Origin of the sequence: Rhizobium sp. SG570 (assembly GCF_012275345.1) — a bacterium.
GTDB classification, from domain to species: Bacteria; Pseudomonadota; Alphaproteobacteria; order Rhizobiales; family Rhizobiaceae; genus Rhizobium; species Rhizobium lusitanum.
In genome coordinates this window covers 26422-44185 of record NZ_JAAZQI010000007.1, presented here as the reverse complement: position 1 = coordinate 44185, position 17764 = coordinate 26422, and the positions used below count along the sequence as shown (strand labels likewise).

The following is a 17764-nucleotide window of genomic DNA, read 5'->3' as shown; positions in this document are numbered from 1 at the left end:
ATAGAATAACGTGAGAAGCAGGCCATCCACCCCACCTTCAATGTCGGGGCCAGAACCAAATTCGTGTTTACTTGCCCCTGCTGACTTGGATCCGCCTATTCGGCAGCTGTCTGGCCGCCGTTGGGGGGGGCTTGTGTCAAAGGAAGGCGGAAGATCATAGTTGTGCCTGCAGCATTCGAGCTTCCGACGCCAAGGCTGCCGCCGTGGACTTCTGCAATCGTCTTGCAAATTGCAAGCCCCATGCCCAGACCCTTGTCCTTGGTCGTAAAGAACGGGTCGAATATTGACTCACGTGCGGAAGCCGGAATTCCGGTACCCGTATCTGTGACAGCTAGAACAACGAATGCATCGCGTATCTCGCTTTCAATCTTCAGTCGGCGCCCGTCCGCGCGAGGGTCCATTGCGTCGATTGCGTTGGTCATCAGGTTGAGAACTACCTGCTGGATCTGGATCGGGTCGGCAAAAAGCTGCCCGCCTTCAATCAGGTTGCAGTCAATCTCGACGCCTTTTGTTCGCTCGTCTGTCTCTACAACCGACAACACGTCGTTTACCACGTCTTTGATGTCGATAAACTCGAGGTTGGCGGGGGCCTGTTTTACCAGAGCACGCAGGGCCGATATGATATTGCTCGCCCGTACACCTGATTGTTCGATTTTACTAAAATTCGTTATCGCATTTTCGATCTGTGGGGTCGGCTGCTTCAGCCAGCGAATGCCCGAGTGCGCGAACGTTACGATGGCTGACAGCGGTTGGTTCACCTCATGAACGATCGAAGCAGCCATGCTGCCAAGAACTGTAACATGTGAGTTTTTGATCAATTCTGCGCGCGCACTGACAAGCGCGGTTTCGCGGAATTCCCGGGCGGTATTGCCACGCAATTGTTCGTGCAATTGTGCTTTGAGACGAAGGGATTCGGTCGTTGCGATAGCGAAGAGTTCGATCGCCTGTTCGATCTCGAGCGAGAATGCATCGCTCATGGCGTTGTTCTCGAGATACAGTACCCCTATCACTCTGTCCTTATCCATCAACGGAACGCAGAGTAATGAACGCGCAGGGCATTCGCGCAGGCTCTCGGCGTGGATATCGCCAGCTTCGGACACCGCGTTGCCGTAGCGCAGACTATGTGCAGATTTCACGACCATATTGATGATGGATACCGGGGCCATCTCGCCAGTCATGAGGCAGGGCTCGGTGGTGAAGCTCGTCATGCCGTCGCGAAACCGTGTGCTGGCAACGATAGACAACTGAACCCCATCCACGGCGATCAGTTGTCCGCGCATTGCGCCGGAATAGTCTATGGCTGCGGCAACCAGGTCGTTGATCAGCGAATCGGCACGCTCGATCGGTGGAATGCTCTGTTCGGGCAGTTCGACATCGACGGGCACGGAGAATATGTTTGCGAATTCGGTGCGCAGCCGATCTGCCTGTTGCTCTGCACCCCACTTATGGAAATTCTCCTGGGCGTGGCGGATATGGCCAAATGCGGAGAAGGAGAGGCCGATCTCAAGAGCCAGGCGACCTACACGCTCGTGGACGAGGGCAAGCTCGTGCAGAAAGCCTGCCGCCTTTGCGGCATTGATGGATAGCTCGTACTGACGTAACGCCTCAATCGTGTCGCCCGAGGCACGGGCTGCTTCTGCATTGATGAAGGCAAGCTTGTTGGCGAAGGTGGTCGGGTTCTGCTCTGCGAGGAGGCGAAGAATATCCAGCCCTGCTGAATTGGGTGTTCCGCTTCCGAGCATCTGCTCGCACAATGCCGTGTAGAAATGAAGGTCTGCAAGGTGGATATGTGCCGGCGTTGTCCATTTCCATGTGCGCGCCTCTGAAAATGACTCCGCAGCAGCTGCCAACTTCCCGTTGTAGAATTGGGAAATCCCTTCAAACAAATGACCCCAGAAGATCAGCGGCGACATCTGAGAAGCGGCGTCTGCCGTCGCGATTGCCAAGATCGTTCCAGGCTCTACGGCGCGGTCTTTCAAACTGTCTACAAGGGCGAGCTGAACCCGAAGGATTCGCACGACCTCCTCGAACCCGACGCTTCTCGCCATGGCAATCCCGCGATTGGCCTCGTTGCTGACCACAGACAGCGGCGCTCCCATGGCGAGCAGATCTGACACGATATGGTTCGTCGCGTAGCAGGCCATGCTGATATCGCCGCTGTTCTTGCCATGCTCAAACGCTTCCTTGGCGCGCGAAAGCGCATAAGAAAGTGGCTGCAGCCACACGGAAACCTGGTCCAAAGCAACAAGGGCCGAGGTTCGATATGCCTGGAAAGAATGAGCATGAGAAAGCGTCACAGCAGCTTCGGCCATGGCCAGAGCGCTGTCGAAGTCGCGGTAGTCACTGGCGATGCATACGCCGCACCATGCCAGACCGTAGCATGTCGCTTCGCTCACACCGTGAGCAGCGGATAGCTCGACAATCTTTGCGGTATGAAGGAATTTGAGGCCATCGTCGGAGAAAAATGAAGACTGCAACGTCGCGAGGAGATCCATGGCGACGATGATGGTTTCATCCGTTAGGCGAGGCTGCGCAGAAATCGCGGGGAAATTGAGCGCCTCGATCGCAGAATAAACAGCGCTGCGGGCACATTCCAGCTCTGAAGGGGACGGTTTCCTTGTAAGTTTGATATCGAGTAGATCCAAACCGACCATTGCAACGTCCATTGCCTGCTCGAATTGCCCGCGCAGGATCAATACCGCCGCGCGCAGACGCGCGGCTCGAGCGCGCTCATGCGTCGAGTTCGCATGGGCGATCAGTCGCTCCAATTCGCTGTCGTCAATCGCGGCACCATCGCGCTCAACTAGGATGGCGCAGCGCAGCTCTGCGAATTCCCAATGATACCGATCCGAGGCATCCAGGAGCGAAACGAGTTCTATCCCCTTTTCCGCATAACGAAGTGCGCCTTCGAGCGACCCCACTGCCTTGGCAATCTTGGCGGCCTTGTCGAGAGCGGCAAGAGCTGGGCCGAGGCCTTCAAGGAGGAGCGGGTGATGTTTTGCCTTGACGATCTGCTCCGCTGCAGCCAGCTGCTGGTCGGTCGCAGATGCATTGAGTGTCAACATTGCTCTGGCAATCTTGGCATGCCGCTCGGTACGTTCATCTTTGTTCAAGCTTGCGCGAATGTGCTCGCGAACCGCATCGTGCGAAAACTGCCATGCGTCGCCCTCCGTTTTGAAAAGGCCTAGCAGTAAAGCAGGCTCGATCAAGCGGTGAAGGTCCTCGATGTCGATGGAGGTCGCCGAGGTCAAAAGGGCGTTGGTGCCTGTGAACCCAATACAGGCGGCAGATTGCAGGACATTTCGTGTCGCATCCGGCAACTCCGTGATGATGCGGGTCAAAAGCGCGTCGAGGCTCCAGTTTTTCTGGTGAGAAACGAACTGGGCGAGGTCAGGCGCTATTTCGGCTCGATCCAGGACATTCAATATCAATTGGATGTGAAACGGATTGCCGGCCGCGACCGACTGGACCAAACGGGCGAGCGGACCCGTCGTTTCTCCGAAGCGCTTCGAAGACACCAGTCCTTCCACAGCTTCAAATGCTAATGTCTTAAGGACTATGTCAGTGACGCGGACAGCGGTGTCGCCGAGGAAGCTCTCCAGACCCGTGTCGCCGAAGTCAGTCCGGTCGTCGTTTCGATAGGTACCGATCACCAGAATGTCACGGAATCCACGTTCCGAAAGCGCGCGCATCAATTGCATCGAGCTTTCGTCGAGCCAGTGGAGATCGTCTATCAGAAGGACCAGTGGAGATTTGGGGGATGTGCTGGATTGTATGGCTTCAATAAGCCGGTCTTTGACCCGATTTACGGGACCAAGTGTGCTTGCATCACGAACCGATGCGATCTCTTCGAGTTCTCGGGGCGAAAGTAGCCGAGCGAGAGCCTTGAGGATAGCGCTATATGGTACATGCCGAAACGCCTCGTCCGCCTTGCCGATAGCATGCCTAATCGTGTGGTGAGCCGAAAGAAATGCATTGACCACCGAGGTCTTGCCGTAACCGGCGGCACCGCCGATCAAGACGATCTCGCCATATCCGCTCTGGATCACGCGTTCATAGGCCTGGCGAAGGAGTTCGAGTTCAGCTTCCCGACCAAAAATCTGTCGGTTTCCAAAAGCGTAGTTCATGATGTACCGCCGAGGGTTCGCTTGCGAACGACACGAAGAGCATCGGGGTCAGGCGCTGTCAAAACGTTTCTGCAGTGCAGCAAATCTTTAGGTGATCAATATTCAAAATACATGCATTTTAGACAATACGGAGGGATTTTAGTGAGTTAGCCTGCGGAGGTCGATCAAGGGTCGCTCTGCAGCTGCACGGTTGGCGTCTTCGATAGTATCAATATCGAATGTGGCGGCGCTTGCTATGTCGCACAACTGCTGTGCGACTGAGGATTGACGCAAGATATCCTGCGCGCCCACGTCGCCGTCAAGATCTTTCATATTCGAGAAAAGTGATTTAGGTACAATCACTGGATGGCCAGGCCTTTTGCCATTGCTCGCGCGAGTGATCACCCTCGCCGTTTTCCCGAATGTCGCGAGTCTGGCTGCGCTCACGTCTGCAAGGACCGACAGTTCCAAGGATTGGCATCCTTGGTCGGCCCAAACAACCCGATGGGTGCTTTGATCTTACGAATAGCTTCGTCAGAGAAGCCTTCCGCCAGCAGCCACTCGCGACGCTTCTTATGGGTTCTGCTGCTTCCGAGTGCGCCAAGATAAAAAGCCTGTGAGGCGAGCGCTTTCGTCAGGATGGGCATTTCAGCATCGAGGTCGTGATGTAGAAGTGCCACAGCGGTATGAGATGAGCGTCAATCAGGCTGTCGAGCTTATAATACTGGGTGGGTTGGAGCAGCACCACATCGAGCTCCGCTGCTGCGCCCAAACGGCTGACCGTTAGCGCCTCGATTGAGTTGCTTGAGATGATTAGCCTCAATGCTGGGCGATATATGGTGACGAAGTCGTTTCCGATCCATCCCGACCGTGTTGGGGACTCACAAACAAGGAGTTGTTGTGTCGCGGCAATGTAGCGTATCGCCACCTCTCTGCGATCAGCCAAACTATCGAGCGCGTATCGCAACGGGGTTACGTCGCGCAATATGTGAATCGAGACGCTTATGCCTCCCCCGCAAGGAAGTACGATATCGAAGAATGGAGATCCCACGCCGAGGCGCACGTTGCGGTCTTCTCCGCGAGCCATGGCATCCAGGGCCTCAGCTGCGACAGCTGCCTCGATGCATCCGCCCGAGACATAGCCGCAAAAGCTACCATCTTCGCAAATGGCAATCTGCGCGCCGAGAGCGCGCGCAGCGCCACCCCTGATCTCCACGAGGGTTGCAAGGGCTACTCGGCAGACGGCAAATGCCTCAACCGCGAACCTCAGTATTTCGACAGGATCGTCGCTCAGCTTCGAACGGTGCGGGGTTGCAAGCAAGCTGTCGTTGTTCATCAGCACAGAGCTTCATCCTTCATGGGTCATGGCGGGCACGAGAGTGGTTCGCTCGCATTGTTCGAATACGCACTGCGTCGAGCAGCAATGTGATGACAGCCAGTACCGCTATGAGGGCCACCCCTGTAACAACAGCGTTTGCCAGTCCTGCAGTAGTCGCGATACGCCCGAGTGAAAGGGCGACTATCGCTTGGGCGAGATATGCGACAAGGAATAATGCAGACAGGGTCGCTGCTCGATGCGTTTTCGAGGCTCCTTCATTGATCAAGGACAGCCCTCCCAAGAGCAGAAGGCTATAGGCCACTCCAGCCCCAATTTGAGCGGATGCGAAGACAATGAGGAGTTGCTCCTCTGCGGCGATAGCCAGACAGCCCACCGAAAGCAGCCCGATGACAGCTCCGATCCGCAATACGCTGCCTGGAGACCTACCGCGGACGGGAGCGGTTGCAAAGGCAGACGATACCGCAAAGATCGTGATAATCCCTCCGTTCATCAACACGTTTGTCGAAGCGACCACGTCATGTGCAACCTGAGCACCAAGGGAGAGCGTCATTGCGCCCAACACATAGGCGGTTGTGACCGCAGCAGTCGCCGATACAAACGGTGCAAAGAACCCATTGGGGATAGACGGAATGCTTGGTCGCCACTTTCCATGAGGTCGCGATGCTGTGCGATTTGGCAAATGCCAGGTTGCGATCGTAACAAGCACCAGGATGCCGGTCAGGACTGCAAAGTTCAGCCGGGAAGGGAAGGGGGCGTATTGGATCAAGGCGCCGCCGACGAGCGCCGCGCCCGACATGCCGATCGCTTGCGCGACCGCCGTGACGCTTCCTGCCTGCTTGAGCTTGTCGGGGGCGCTGAACTCTAGAACAGCCGCGGCCGAGGGGCCGGCCGATAGACCGACACCTATCCCCATGAACGCTCGCCCAACAAAGATCCAGTCGATGTCAGGCGCGATCGCAAAGATCAACGATCCGATCGTCGACGCAAAGAGACCAATCAACATGGTTTCTCGGCGACCGATATAGTCCGAGAGATTGCCGAAAAGCACGAGGACCAAAACGACGAACACCGGATAGACCGCGAAAATTGCGGTCGTCGAAAAGGTCGAGAGGCCCCACTCATGCGCGTATATCGGATATGTCAAAACCGGAGCGGCGCTCGTCCAGATCGTGTGGGCGACAACGGCAGCAGCGGTCAGGAAACTTGCCTGCCGCCCAAATATCGTACGTCTCATCGGGTGACCTCCGGCACACGGCGAAGCCGGAAAGCAGCGCCTAGGCGCTCGGCGCGCCCGACCCCGGGATATCGCCATCGAAATCCGAGGAGCTTTGCCCGCTCTTCTTCCGCCTGATTAAGGATTTGGCGTCGTGTGGTAGCCGCCTGTCCCGCATCAATGTCAAAGCCAAAGCTCCAATCGGGATGTTCGAATGAAACAACGTCGCTGGCCACCGCATCACCTGTCACGATGAGCGGCACGTCGCTTTCGAGAATCACCGCGATGTGACCTGGAGTATGGCCGCATGAGCTGAGAACCCGCAATCCGGGTATGATCTCGTCACCATCTTCAACCAGCGTCACGCGCACGAGGATCGCGGAAAGAGTTTTTCGCGTGTGGGCCCCGCTCATACGCTCATATTCTGTTGTCGGTTCATCGTTGTCCGTCATCCAGAATGACCACTCGGCTTCGCTCATCACATAGCGGGCATTTGCATACCGCAGTGACCCGTCCGGCCGCACAAGGTCCCAGATGTGACAAGGATGGGCATGCGTAAGAACGACAAGGCTGATGTCGGCCGCATGGACGCCAATCGCTTCCAGATTGGCTTCCAGAAACCCTGTTTTCTCGCTTTTTTTTGCCGGCACCGACGTCGACGAGGATCATCTCATCCGCGGTCACAAGGAAGGGTATGTTTGATGGCGCAGGACAAATCTCGTCGGAGCCACTGTCCTCACATTGAGATCCGTCCGAAGCTGTATGAACGTTTTCCCCCAAAGGTCCGAAATCGGAGCTTTCAGCTGGTGCGTCCGAGAGGACGGTGACGTCAAATGCACCATCGCGGAAGCTGTAAAAATCTCTCGTCGATGTCATGACTATTCCAATCTGTTCGATAAGGCACAGATCGGGTGTCTGAAGTGCGAATGGAACTGACGATTCCGGACAGTCAAAGTTCAAAAGTGAACCGGACATCCTGTGCGATGATCGGTGGAGCGTCATTCACCGTGAAGCGTCCCGAGAGCCTCATTGGCGATCGCCGAGGCACTGATTGCGGCAGGGAAGCCGCCATAGAAGGCGAGATGGGTGATTGCTTCACTGATTTCCTTCTTGCTCAGTCCGTTTTCGACGGCGCGGCGAAGATGCGAGGCGAGCTCGTTCGGCCGGTACATCACCACAAGGGCAGCGACAGTGATCAAGCTGCGGTCACGCTTTGAAAGGCCGTCACGTTCCCAAACTTTGGAAAACAGAGGGTCATCGACAAAATCGGCGAGCGCTGGCGTGAAGGCTCTGGCCCTATCACGGGGGCGGATTTGGTCGGGCATCTGATTGTCTCCAGGGGATTGGGGCATTCCATGACAATACTGATCGCCATCCCGATGGCCCATCGCGCAAAAGTCTGGTCTGACCAGACCTTTGTATAGGTGACGGCCGCAGTTGAGGCCGCTAACCTAGCTCCACAGTCGCTGATCTGCGATGGCGTTGGCGGCATGGCGGACAGACGGGACAATTGGATGGGCTTCGCGCAGGCAGAATTTCAGACGGCACGTCATGGAGAAATCCCGACGCCCCGGCTTCCGACCCCAGTTGCAAAGGCCGGCCCGCTCTTTTTCAGCCTTAACAGCTATACCAAGATGCGAGGCTTCTCTAACGCGACGCTGGCGCAGGCGGGAATGTTGCTGCTCCCCATGAAGTTCAATGATGCATCGGATCGGTTCGATGCCATTGAATGGGGGCATTGCTTTCATCTGATCGCGCAAAAGCTGCACGCGCGCGAGTCTTCGCCTTTCGAATTGGGAATGTCACCGGGCATATCGTTTGTATTCGACGCTTGTGGTGATGTGGAAATCATAGACGAGCCCCCCGTGGCAACCGCATCTGACAAGCTGAAACGCCAAGCCAGACACAATGCCGGCAGCAAGCCGGAGCTTGTGGTCCATCTTGTGTCGTCGCTTCGTCGTGAACATCTCGTCCTCGGAAAGGACACACTTTTGCTTCCTTGCCTCGAACCAGCGCAGGGTCGCGGCGGCTCAGTGGCAGATTTCCTTCGCGCCGACGGATGCTGGGCGCTTCCCTCTACGGTCCTGTGCCGAGAAATCGCCTCGCGAATACAGGCGTTCTGCTGACGGGCCTTGGGGTAGGCTAGAGGGAAGGGCGGTAGCTCGTCGCCACCGCCCCGCTGCAATCAATCCCAAGGGAGGTTCTGTCGCAAACTTTTGGAAAGGTTGCGGAAACAGCTATCGCTGAACATAGTTATGCTGCGATTGCGGCGAATTGCTGAAATGCGGATTGGCCACTTGTTGGAAATTGCCGCTTGCGGATCATATGCGCCACTTCGATGCCATCCAGTGTTGCTGGCGCAGACTGATAGGATTTGAAGCCTTTCATCGGACGTGTCAGCTTCTTAATAAACCGGTGGTCTTGCCCGATCATGTTGTCGAGGTATTTGACCTGCAGGATCTCGATCAGCCAGAACCATCCCGGCAACAGCAGCATCCAGTTCATGTTTTGCAAACCTGCCAGGTTCGCACCGCTCTTGTCGATGACGACCTTTTCAGGCCAGCCGTTGTTCTCGATCGTGCGGGCGAAGAAGGCGCTGGCCGCAGCCTCATCGCGGTGTTCAGACAGCATGAAATCAAGGATTTTACCGAATTTGTCGACAGCCCGATAGAAATAGGTCCATTTGCCTTTGACCTGGATATAGGTCTCGTCCATCCGCCAGGAACTGCTGGTAGCAGATTTCTGGCGCTGGGCTCGGCCGGCAATCAAGGGCGACTGTTTCACAACCCATCTGTTCAGCGTCGCGTCGTCAACGACAACACCACGCTCAGCCATGATCTCTTCCAAATCACGATAGGAGACCGCATATCTGATGTAGAAAAACACCGCGTATAAGATCACGTCTTTCGGGTAGTGACTGCCTTTGAAATCGATCATGATCGGGGAACCCAACAATGCCTGCTCATCTTCAACCCAGATCTATGGCATGACCATACAGGTTGCAAATCCGGTGAAAAGTTTGCGACAGAACCTCTCACAAAGGGCTGAACAATCGGGCGGAGAATTCCCATCAACCCATCAGACGGCGTGAGCGGATCATGAAACGCTTCAAATCATCACGACAGCTTCAAGGCTTCGTTTCCATCCACGATCCGATCGCCAACCTATTTCTTGTTCCGCGCCACGACACTCCTTCTGCCCATTGTCGCGAGCTGCGAGCTGCGAGCGGCCGCGATGCAGATGTGGAGCGAGATCGCCCATCTGCAGGTCGCTTGATCACAGACCTCGTGCCGCACTTTAACCCGAGACCGATAACTTTACAGTGCCCGGCATCGCCCATTCCTCAAGCCAGCATGGAACCGGTCTCGATGAACCGCTGGTGCCAGGACAGTGCTTCGCCCAGTAACGACGGCGACTGCTGGCCATAGGAATGTTCCTTGGCTCGCCGGAAATAATCGAGCAGTGCCGGCTTGTAGTCGGGGTGCGAGCAGTTCCTGATGATCACTTCGGCACGCTGCTTGGGCGAAAGGCCGCGCAGGTCGGCCAGCCCCTGCTCGGTGACGATTACCTGCACGTCCTGGGTGATGTGATCCACGTGGCTTGCCTGCGGCACGATTGCGGAAATCTTCCCGCCCTTGGCCGTCGAGGGCGTCATGAAGATGGAAACATAGGCGTTGCGTGCAAAATCGCCTGACCCGCCGATGCCATTCTGGATCCGCGACCCCATGATGTGCGTGGAATTGACATTGCCGTAAATGTCGGCCTCGATCAGCCCATTCATCGCGATACAGCCCAGACGCCGGATCAGCTCCGGATGATTGCTGATTTCCTGGGGGCGAAGGATCATCTTGTCGCGGAAGCGCGCCATGTCGCCATTGAGCCGTGCTGCAGCCTCGGGGCTCAGCGAAAACGCCGTGGCGGAAGCCATGCGAAGTTTGCCCGCCTCTAGCAGGTCCAGCATGCCGTCCTGGATCACTTCCGTGTAGGCGGTCATGTCCTCAAACGGCGCGTCAACAAGACCGCCGAGCACGGCGTTGGCAATGTTGCCGACACCCGACTGGATTGGAAGCAGGGAGGCGGGAAGCCTCCCCTTTGCCACCTCATGACGAAAGAATTCCAGCAGATGCCCGGCGATGGACCGCGCCGCCTCGTCCGGCAGCGCGAAAGGAAGGTTACGGTCCGGCGCGTGGGTCTCGACGATTGCGACGATCTTTTGAGGGTCGCAGCGGAAATACGGCTCGCCGATGCGCTGGTCGGGGCGAACGAGTGGGATGGGGCTGCGGTCGGGCGGCAATGCGGTGCCGTAGTAAATGTCGTGCATGCCTTCGAGGGCCGCATTCTGCCAGTTGTTGACCTCGAGGATCACCTGGTGCGCGCGATCGAGCCAAGTCTTATTATTGCCAACCGAGGAAGACGGGATAAGCGAGCCGTCGGGCCTGATCCCGGTCACTTCGATCACTGCCGTATCGAGCGGTCCGAGAAAGCCTTGCCACGCCATGGGTGCGACCTGGCTCAGATGCATGTCAAAATACTCCATCTCGCCGCGATTGATCATTTCACGGGCGACCGGATCGGAATTATATGGCAAGCGAAACTCTATGCCGTCGGCCGTGGCAAGGGCGCCGTCCAGTTCTGGTCCGGTTGAAGCGCCGGTCCAGACGCGTACCCGGAAAGGGTTGCCGGCTGCATGCTCGGCTTCGATCCGCCTGGCCAATGCGAGGGGGACGGCTTTGGGATAACCGGAGCCCGTAAAGCCACTCATTCCCACGGTACTTCCCGAGGTGATGAATGAAGCTGCGTGCTCCGCACTCGTGATCTTGGCGCGCAATCTGTCGCAGCCGATGCGTTGGCGATCCACCGTTCCTATCTCCCTTTTCATATCAATTCGCTCGTCGTCGCTTGCCGGCCGCAACTGGCCGAACGATTGTCGGCCAGTTGATAGGCCTTTACTGCAATGAGCATGACCTGTTAGCGACCCAATCACAGATCAAATACCATCTCTCTAGCGGCGTCACCTTGTTCCAAGTCAAGGCAGATTGGTTGACGGTGTTTCCAGCCTGATGACTTTCGGTATTGAGGGTGCGCTCGACGGTCTTCTCCAACGCTTTCGTCAAGGTCAGCTCCAGCGTCCGGATCGCAAGGTCCGCCGCCGATCGCCAACACGACTGTCGTGGTTCGTTCATCGGAATAATTTATAAGGACGGTGTCAACCGTGGGGGTGCCATGCAAGTTGATATGTCCGACCTCGACCAACTTCAAAGCGCGTACAAAGCAGCCGTAGGGGAGTGGATCGCGGCGATAATGCAGGAGGAGGAACTGGCCTCGGTCAATCACTCTGTCGCAGACGTCGACAAATGGGAGGCGGCGCATTTCAAGGAGGATGACGTGCGCGGCAAGGCGCTTCCCTCGAATCTCAAGATTGCGACCGCTCCGAAAGATGTCGATGTTCAAAATGAAGTCGGCTTTTACACGGCCAGGTACGAGAAAGAAGACGACCGCCTTGTCGTTCACCGCCGCCTAGTCCTGAAAGCCAGAGAACTGAAAGCCGCGGACTATATGGATCTTGAGAGGCTAATCTACGCGGCGCAGAACGACTTTACCGCGATAGTGACGACGAGCACTACGCAGACCGAAGCGCAGCCGGCACATGTGGACGTCGACATGGGCAAAAGCCATTCGTGAGACGCGCGCTCGCCGATGAAGGTGCGGAGCTCGCGGTGGCTTCGCCGTGACAGGCAGAGCGGGGATGGCGGTAGATGCAGCAACAGAGCTTTGAAATTCAGCGAAAATTAAGAGATCAGATGGGGCCATCCGCGCACGATCGTAACCTACTTTGTAGCCGGATTGCGTAATCGGATCAATACGTTGAATTCCAGCTACAGGGGGCGAATCTGAATGAGCCAGAATAGTGTTGATTTGGCTGTGGCTAACATGGCGGTCGTCGGTGATCAGGTGACTGGCCGTCTGAGCACCAACGTCGATTGGACTGCTCGACGGCGACGCGGCCATCGTGGCGGCGGGTATCGATTGCGCCTGTATAGCGCTGAAGAAGCATGCCATGCACCTTCATCACCCGATAGACACGTTTAGCGTTTGGCCACGAGCGGCTTTCGCTGCAAGCGTTACGGCGCAGGATGGCGTGAACCCTGCGATATCCGTAGGTTGGCATATCGGTGATGATCGCTTTGTTCTCATGCCGTTGTAAGCAGCGATGTAGGGACGAGCGGGTCAAATGCGGGATCGTAGCCTGCAGGACGTAGAGGCAGTCATCCAGCGGCAGCAGTGTGTGTCGGCGGAAGGCAACGATGATCGCCTCTTCCTCGATTGAAAGTGTCGCCGCGCCCTCAGCTATCATCTATTGACGAGGAAGGGGTTTTGGCAACGGCACTTCAGTGCGCCCCAGCCACCTGCTGACGATGCGTAGCGCTCGATCCCATCCGGTCCTTCTCGCTCATCGCAATTTCCCTTCATCGTATTCGCTAGGTCTAGCATGGAACCCATCGATGCGAACCTAGATCGATGTATAGGTCAGGGTAGACGTCCATTCGATGTGCGTGCAGCGCCGTTGGACATACCTTGCTCAGATCAATTGGCGATGGAGCAGGATGATGGAAAACACAGGACAGATACAGGCCGGGGCGGCAAGGACCGCCCATGATGATGCGATCGGACAATCAGCACTGCTGGCCATGGCCGTCGCGGGCGGCATTGCCGTCGCGAACATCTATTACAATCAGCCGATGCTCGGTCTTATCGAGGCGGATTTTGGCCAGCAGCCGATTGCCGGCATGGTGCCCACGGCGACCCAGCTCGGCTATGCGCTCGGGTTGTTCTTGCTGCTGCCGCTCGGCGACCTCGTTAATCGCCGCCGCATGATTATCGGTCAGTTGGTGGTTCTAGCGGCAGCGCTGGCGCTCGCGGCACTTGCGCCGACCGCCTGGACGCTGGTCGCAGCCTCCGTCATCGTCGGCGCGTGTTCCACTGTCGCCCAGCAGATCGTACCCTTTGCCGCATCTCTGGCAGCGCCGGAAAAGCGCGGCGCCACGATCGGAACGGTCATGGCAGGGGTACTGTCGGGTATATTGTTCAGCCGCACCCTCTCCGGTTTTGTCGGTGTGCATGCCGGCTGGCGCGAGATGTTCTGGATCGGGGTGCCGCTTGCCCTTTTCGCCGCAGGTCTCATGTTTGCCGTCCTGCCGCATCACCGGCCGATATCGACTTTGCGCTATCATCAGGCGATCCGGTCGCTCGGCCAGCTGTGGAAACGGCATCCGGCATTGAGGGCTGCAACGACCATTCAGGCATTCCTGTTTGCGTCCTTCACGGCCTTCTGGACTATTCTGGCGCTCTATCTCGCCGGGTCAAAGTTCCAGCTGGGAGCGGACGTTGCAGGTCTGTTCGGTATCGTGGGTGCAGTCGGCATATTTGCGGCGCCTCTCGCAGGCCGGATCGCCGACAGACGGGGACCACACTTTGTGGTCTGGATGGGCGCGGGCCTAACGATCGCCGCCTGGCTGATCTTCGGCGTCTGGGCATCGGTCGCTGCCCTGGTTATCGGCGTCATCGTGCTCGATTTCGGAATACAAAGTGCGCTCATTTCCAACCAGCACATTATCTATGCGCTCGATGCGGATGCCCGCAGCCGGCTCAACACGGTATTCATGACCGGTATGTTTCTCGGTGGAGCGGCAGGCTCTGCACTGGCGACGTTGGCATGGGGCGAGGGCGGCTGGCTCTTCGTTAGCCTGCTTGGCGCGGCACTTGGCATCGCAGCGTTCTCCGTGAAAATCTTTCATCATCGCCGGCACTCGCCAGCGGTTGTCGGACACTGAGGTCGGGACCATGAAACAGCTTCGTATCAGAATCGTCGGCGGTTCGCTCGCCGGCCTCTTCGCCGGCATTTTGTTACAGCAGGCCGGCCATGATGTTCGCATCTACGAGCGATCGAAGAACGGTCTTGCCGGCCGGGGAGCGGGTCTGGTCGGTCAGAGCGACCTGCTGCACATTCTCCGGCTGATCGGGTGTGAACATGTTGCCCGTCTCGGCGTGGTGGCGAAGGAACGCATCTATCTCAATCAGGATGGTAGTATCGCCCAGACCGTTAACATGCCACAGACGCAAATCTCCTGGGATTTCCTGTTTGAAACCGTCGCGTCGCATATCGCGCCCGAAACCTATTTCTTGGGCCGGGACGTCATCGAGGTGCTGGACGGCGGGAGCGGTGCGGAACTGATTTTTGGTGACGGTACGCGGGAGAGAGCCGATCTTGTGATCGGCGCCGATGGCCTCGGTTCCGTGGTGCGCGGGGCGGTCAATGCCAGGGATAATCAAAATCGCTATTCCGGCTATGTCGCTTGGCGTGGGTTGATTCCGGAAACGAGCGTGCCAGCGGCCGCCGCGCTGCTTCTCGACCGGTTTGCCTTCCATGTCCGCCCGGGCGTGCACGCTCTCGGCTATCTTGTTCCAGGTTCGAAAGGCGAGTTGAGCAGGGGCGACCGTCGATACAACTGGGTCTGGTACCGCAAGGTGCAGCCAAGCGCACTTGCCGGCACGTTCACCGATCTCGATCAGCGGACGCATCCGTTTTCGCTACCGCGTGGCGGCTTGTCGAACGACCGCCGGGAAACTTTTCGCGCCGATGCCAGGCAGATGCTTCCGCCGCAATTCGCGCTGGCGGTGGAAGCGGAGCTCAGCCCGTCGATACAAGGGATTTTCGACTACGAGGCACCCCGCATGATCGGCCGATCCATCGTTCTGATCGGTGACGCCGCATTCGTCGCGCGACCGCACACCGCGATGGGCGTGTCGAAAGCAGCCGGCGATGTCATGGCGTTGAGCAACTGCCTGGCGTCTGCGGTTGACCTTCATGCCGCCCTGCAGCGGTTCGAGGCTGATCGCATCTCCGTTGGCCGGGAAATCGTTGCTTATGGCCGGCAGCTTGGTGCATCGGCAATTTGATCGTCGACTGATCGTCTATCACGTCGGAGAATGACATTTCGACCCGTTGGTATCCGCCAGCGGGTCGTTTGATTTAGAATATTGGCGGGTGTTTCAGTGCGAGGTCTTCATCAGGCTGAGCGCAGCGTGGATCTGGGAGACAACAGCGGCACCTTCTCCGACTGCGGCGGCCACCCGCTTGGTCGATCCGGCCCTGACATCGCCGATGGCGAAGACATTCGGCAGGCTGGTTTCCAGCGGCAGGGGACTGCGGGTGAAACTGCTCAGTGCATCGAAGGATTGTCCGGTGACGATGAAGCCCTTGTCATCGGTATGGACGCGGTCGCTGATCCAGCCGGCATTCGGATCAGCGCCGATGAAGAGGAAAAGATGATGAAGTGACAGCTGTCGTTCGCTGCCATCAAGCCGATTGCGCAGGGTCGCGGATTTCAAGCCGCCTGCGGGATCGCCGTCGATCGCATCCACTTCGCAATGCATGTGCAGTTCGACATTGGGGAAAGCCCTGATGCGGTCGATCAGATATTGCGACATCGTCTCTTCGAGCGCGCGCCGGACGACGAGATGCAGTTTCTTGACCTGAGGTGCGAGGAAAACGATCGCCTGACCGGCAGAATTGCCGCCGCCAACCAGCGCTATCTCTTCACCGGTGCAGAGTTTCGCCTCGATTGGCGAGGCCCAATAGGAGATGCCATTGCCCTCGAAGCGTTCGATGTTGGCGATATCCGGGCGCCGGTAGTGCGCACCGGAAGCGATGACGATCGTACGCGACGTCACGTCTTTACCGCCGGCAAGATTCAATGTCAGCACACCGGCATCGCGCTCGGGCGCGATCAGTCCTTCGACCGCGACCGGCAAGACCATTTCGGCGCCGAACTTGAGTGCCTGGTTATAGGCGCGCCCGGCCAGCGCCTGGCCGGATATGCCGGTCGGGAAGCCGAGATAGTTTTCGATCCGCGACGACGCGCCAGCCTGTCCTCCTACCGAGCGTTCGTCGATGACGATGACGTCGAGCCCTTCGGAGGCGGCATATACGGCGGTGGCGAGGCCAGCCGGCCCAGCGCCAACGACGGCAACGTCATAAAGCTTGCCGGGTGTGAGTTCCGGCGTCATGCCAAGGCAAGCGGCGGCTTCCATGTCGGTCGGGTTTTTTAACACCGTTCCATTGGGGCAGACCATCAGCGGCAGTTCGGACGCGAGGATGCCCAAGCGTTCGGTCAGAGCACGGCCTTCGCCTTCGCTGGCAGAATCGAGCACGATATAGGGAAAGGCGCTACGGGCAAGAAATCCTTGTAGGCGTGACAGCGCTGCATTCCCCGGAACCCCGATCAGAACGGAACCCGCGCCGGAATCGATCAGACCAACGCGACGCAGGATAAAAGCCCGCATGATAATCTCGCCGACATCCGCCGAGCCGATCACCAGGGCGCGAAGATGGGCTGCATCGAAGGCAACCGCGGTGCAGCCGGCGGAGCCAGCCCGTGCTCCGGCCAGTGTCGGACGGCCCGAAAGTTGATTGACTTCACCCGACAACTGACCGGCACCATGGGTGGTGATTGGCGCCTCGTGCGACAGGCCTTCATGGCGAAAGACATCCATCGAACCTTCAAGCACCAGCCAGGCAGGTGCCGCGTGATCGCCGACCTTGTAGATAAATTCCCCGGGTTCAAAATGCTGCGGCTCGCCACTGGCAAAACGTTTGGCCGTCTCGACCTGACGAGGGCTCAGCTCCGGAAACATCTGGTGCTGTCTTGCGCTGAGATCCGCCATCAATTTTTCTCCTGGCTTGAAACGTGTTGGAAATGGCGTCGAGGATTTGTGGTGGTCTAGTAATAGCGAGGTATGGGGCCAAGCTGCGGAGTCTGGTCCGGCAGTTCAACCATGATCTCGTCGACGTAGCACCATCCCCAGCCTTCCGGCGGATCGTACCCTTCTATGATCGGATGCTGTGTGGCATGGAAATGTGCGGTGGCGTGGCGACCGGGGGACTGGTCGCAGCACCCGACATGGCCACACTCGCGGCAGAGCCTCAGGTGAAACCAAGCCTGTCCGGATTCAAGGCATTCCTCGCAGCCCAGCGTTTCGGGGCGAACCGTGCGGATCGTCGATGTGTGCGAACAACCGTGCGACATGGATTTACTCCTCGTTGGC

At 57.7% G+C, this 17764-nt stretch carries 12 protein-coding genes and 3 pseudogenes; 5 read left to right on the top strand and 10 right to left on the bottom strand.

Going from position 1 to position 17764, the window contains the following annotated elements:
• Positions 1-95: 95 nt before the first annotated feature.
• From FHT28_RS15645 to FHT28_RS15625, 5 genes and pseudogenes are all read right to left on the bottom strand, one after another.
• Entirely contained in the window at positions 96-4127 is a 4032-nt protein-coding gene (locus FHT28_RS15645) for an ATP-binding protein (protein WP_168596688.1), read from the bottom strand.
• A gap of 408 nt (positions 4128-4535) precedes the next feature.
• Positions 4536-5442 (bottom strand): annotated as a pseudogene (locus tag FHT28_RS15640) (XdhC family protein); the annotation flags it as partial.
• Positions 5443-5461: 19 nt separating this feature from the next.
• Positions 5462-6679: an MFS transporter gene (locus tag FHT28_RS15635; RefSeq protein WP_168596687.1), complete on the bottom strand. Its 1218-nt coding sequence runs from the start codon at positions 6677-6679 to the stop codon at positions 5462-5464.
• Positions 6676-7308: an MBL fold metallo-hydrolase gene (locus FHT28_RS15630; protein ID WP_168596686.1), complete on the bottom strand. Its 633-nt coding sequence runs from the start codon at positions 7306-7308 to the stop codon at positions 6676-6678. The genes FHT28_RS15635 and FHT28_RS15630 overlap by 4 nt, the downstream gene beginning before the upstream one ends.
• Positions 7309-7656: 348 nt before the next feature.
• Positions 7657-7983, bottom strand: coding sequence for a carboxymuconolactone decarboxylase family protein (locus FHT28_RS15625; RefSeq protein WP_168596685.1), 327 nt, complete (start codon positions 7981-7983; stop codon positions 7657-7659).
• Between the two features lie 189 nt (positions 7984-8172).
• On the opposite strand from FHT28_RS15625, the gene FHT28_RS15620 reads away from it, so the two are divergent.
• Entirely contained in the window at positions 8173-8784 is a 612-nt protein-coding gene (locus tag FHT28_RS15620; RefSeq protein ID WP_168596684.1) for a hypothetical protein, read from the top strand.
• Between the two features lie 127 nt (positions 8785-8911).
• Here the strand turns inward: FHT28_RS15620 and FHT28_RS15615 are convergent, their stop codons facing one another.
• On the bottom strand, positions 8912-9595 hold the full coding sequence (locus FHT28_RS15615; RefSeq protein WP_168596683.1) for an IS6 family transposase: 684 nt from the start codon (positions 9593-9595) through the stop codon (positions 8912-8914).
• A 95-nt stretch (positions 9596-9690) separates the two neighbouring features.
• On the opposite strand from FHT28_RS15615, the pseudogene FHT28_RS15610 reads away from it, so the two are divergent.
• A pseudogene (locus FHT28_RS15610) lies at positions 9691-9837 on the top strand (DDE-type integrase/transposase/recombinase); the annotation flags it as partial.
• Between the two features lie 164 nt (positions 9838-10001).
• Here FHT28_RS15610 and FHT28_RS15605 read toward each other — a convergent pair.
• Complete coding sequence (locus tag FHT28_RS15605; protein ID WP_168596682.1) at positions 10002-11537, bottom strand: acetyl-CoA hydrolase/transferase family protein; 1536 nt, start codon at positions 11535-11537, stop codon at positions 10002-10004.
• Positions 11538-11881: 344 nt separating this feature from the next.
• On the opposite strand from FHT28_RS15605, the gene FHT28_RS15600 reads away from it, so the two are divergent.
• The gene (locus FHT28_RS15600; RefSeq protein WP_168596681.1) at positions 11882-12340 is read left to right on the top strand and encodes a DUF3858 domain-containing protein; all 459 of its coding nucleotides are present in this window, start codon (positions 11882-11884) and stop codon (positions 12338-12340) included.
• A 277-nt stretch (positions 12341-12617) separates the two neighbouring features.
• Here the strand turns inward: FHT28_RS15600 and FHT28_RS36175 are convergent.
• A pseudogene (locus FHT28_RS36175) lies at positions 12618-13046 on the bottom strand (IS3 family transposase); the annotation flags it as partial.
• Positions 13047-13266: 220 nt separating this feature from the next.
• On the opposite strand from FHT28_RS36175, the gene FHT28_RS15585 reads away from it, so the two are divergent.
• Both FHT28_RS15585 and FHT28_RS15580 read left to right on the top strand, forming a co-directional pair.
• Entirely contained in the window at positions 13267-14490 is a 1224-nt protein-coding gene (locus FHT28_RS15585; protein WP_168596680.1) for an MFS transporter, read from the top strand.
• A 10-nt stretch (positions 14491-14500) separates the two neighbouring features.
• Positions 14501-15616, top strand: coding sequence for an FAD-dependent monooxygenase (locus tag FHT28_RS15580; RefSeq protein WP_168596679.1), 1116 nt, complete (start codon positions 14501-14503; stop codon positions 15614-15616).
• 93 nt (positions 15617-15709) lie between these two features.
• Here FHT28_RS15580 and FHT28_RS15575 read toward each other — a convergent pair whose 3' ends face one another.
• Together FHT28_RS15575 and FHT28_RS15570 are read right to left on the bottom strand one after the other, a co-directional pair.
• Positions 15710-17383, bottom strand: coding sequence for an FAD-dependent oxidoreductase (locus FHT28_RS15575; RefSeq protein WP_168596678.1), 1674 nt, complete (start codon positions 17381-17383; stop codon positions 15710-15712).
• A 56-nt stretch (positions 17384-17439) separates the two neighbouring features.
• Positions 17440-17745 carry a UBP-type zinc finger domain-containing protein gene (locus FHT28_RS15570; protein ID WP_168596677.1) on the bottom strand — a complete coding sequence of 102 codons (306 nt, stop codon included), beginning with the start codon at positions 17743-17745 and terminating at the stop codon, positions 17440-17442.
• Between the last annotated feature and the right edge of the window lie 19 nt (positions 17746-17764).

What these genes read in the sequence shown, in the direction of transcription:
- FHT28_RS15615 (WP_168596683.1), bottom strand. Translation starts at nt 9,595, where the DNA reads ATGATCGATTTCAAAGGCAGTCACTACCCGAAAGACGTGATCTTATAC.
- FHT28_RS15605 (WP_168596682.1), bottom strand. Translation starts at nt 11,537, where the DNA reads ATGAAAAGGGAGATAGGAACGGTGGATCGCCAACGCATCGGCTGCGAC.
- FHT28_RS15600 (WP_168596681.1), top strand. Translation starts at nt 11,882, where the DNA reads ATGCAAGTTGATATGTCCGACCTCGACCAACTTCAAAGCGCGTACAAA.
- FHT28_RS15575 (WP_168596678.1), bottom strand. Translation starts at nt 17,383, where the DNA reads ATGGCGGATCTCAGCGCAAGACAGCACCAGATGTTTCCGGAGCTGAGC.
- FHT28_RS15645 (WP_168596688.1), bottom strand. Translation starts at nt 4,127, where the DNA reads ATGAACTACGCTTTTGGAAACCGACAGATTTTTGGTCGGGAAGCTGAA.
- FHT28_RS15585 (WP_168596680.1), top strand. Translation starts at nt 13,267, where the DNA reads ATGGAAAACACAGGACAGATACAGGCCGGGGCGGCAAGGACCGCCCAT.
- FHT28_RS15570 (WP_168596677.1), bottom strand. Translation starts at nt 17,745, where the DNA reads ATGTCGCACGGTTGTTCGCACACATCGACGATCCGCACGGTTCGCCCC.
- FHT28_RS15635 (WP_168596687.1), bottom strand. Translation starts at nt 6,679, where the DNA reads ATGAGACGTACGATATTTGGGCGGCAGGCAAGTTTCCTGACCGCTGCT.
- FHT28_RS15580 (WP_168596679.1), top strand. Translation starts at nt 14,501, where the DNA reads ATGAAACAGCTTCGTATCAGAATCGTCGGCGGTTCGCTCGCCGGCCTC.
- FHT28_RS15625 (WP_168596685.1), bottom strand. Translation starts at nt 7,983, where the DNA reads ATGCCCGACCAAATCCGCCCCCGTGATAGGGCCAGAGCCTTCACGCCA.
- FHT28_RS15620 (WP_168596684.1), top strand. Translation starts at nt 8,173, where the DNA reads ATGGGCTTCGCGCAGGCAGAATTTCAGACGGCACGTCATGGAGAAATC.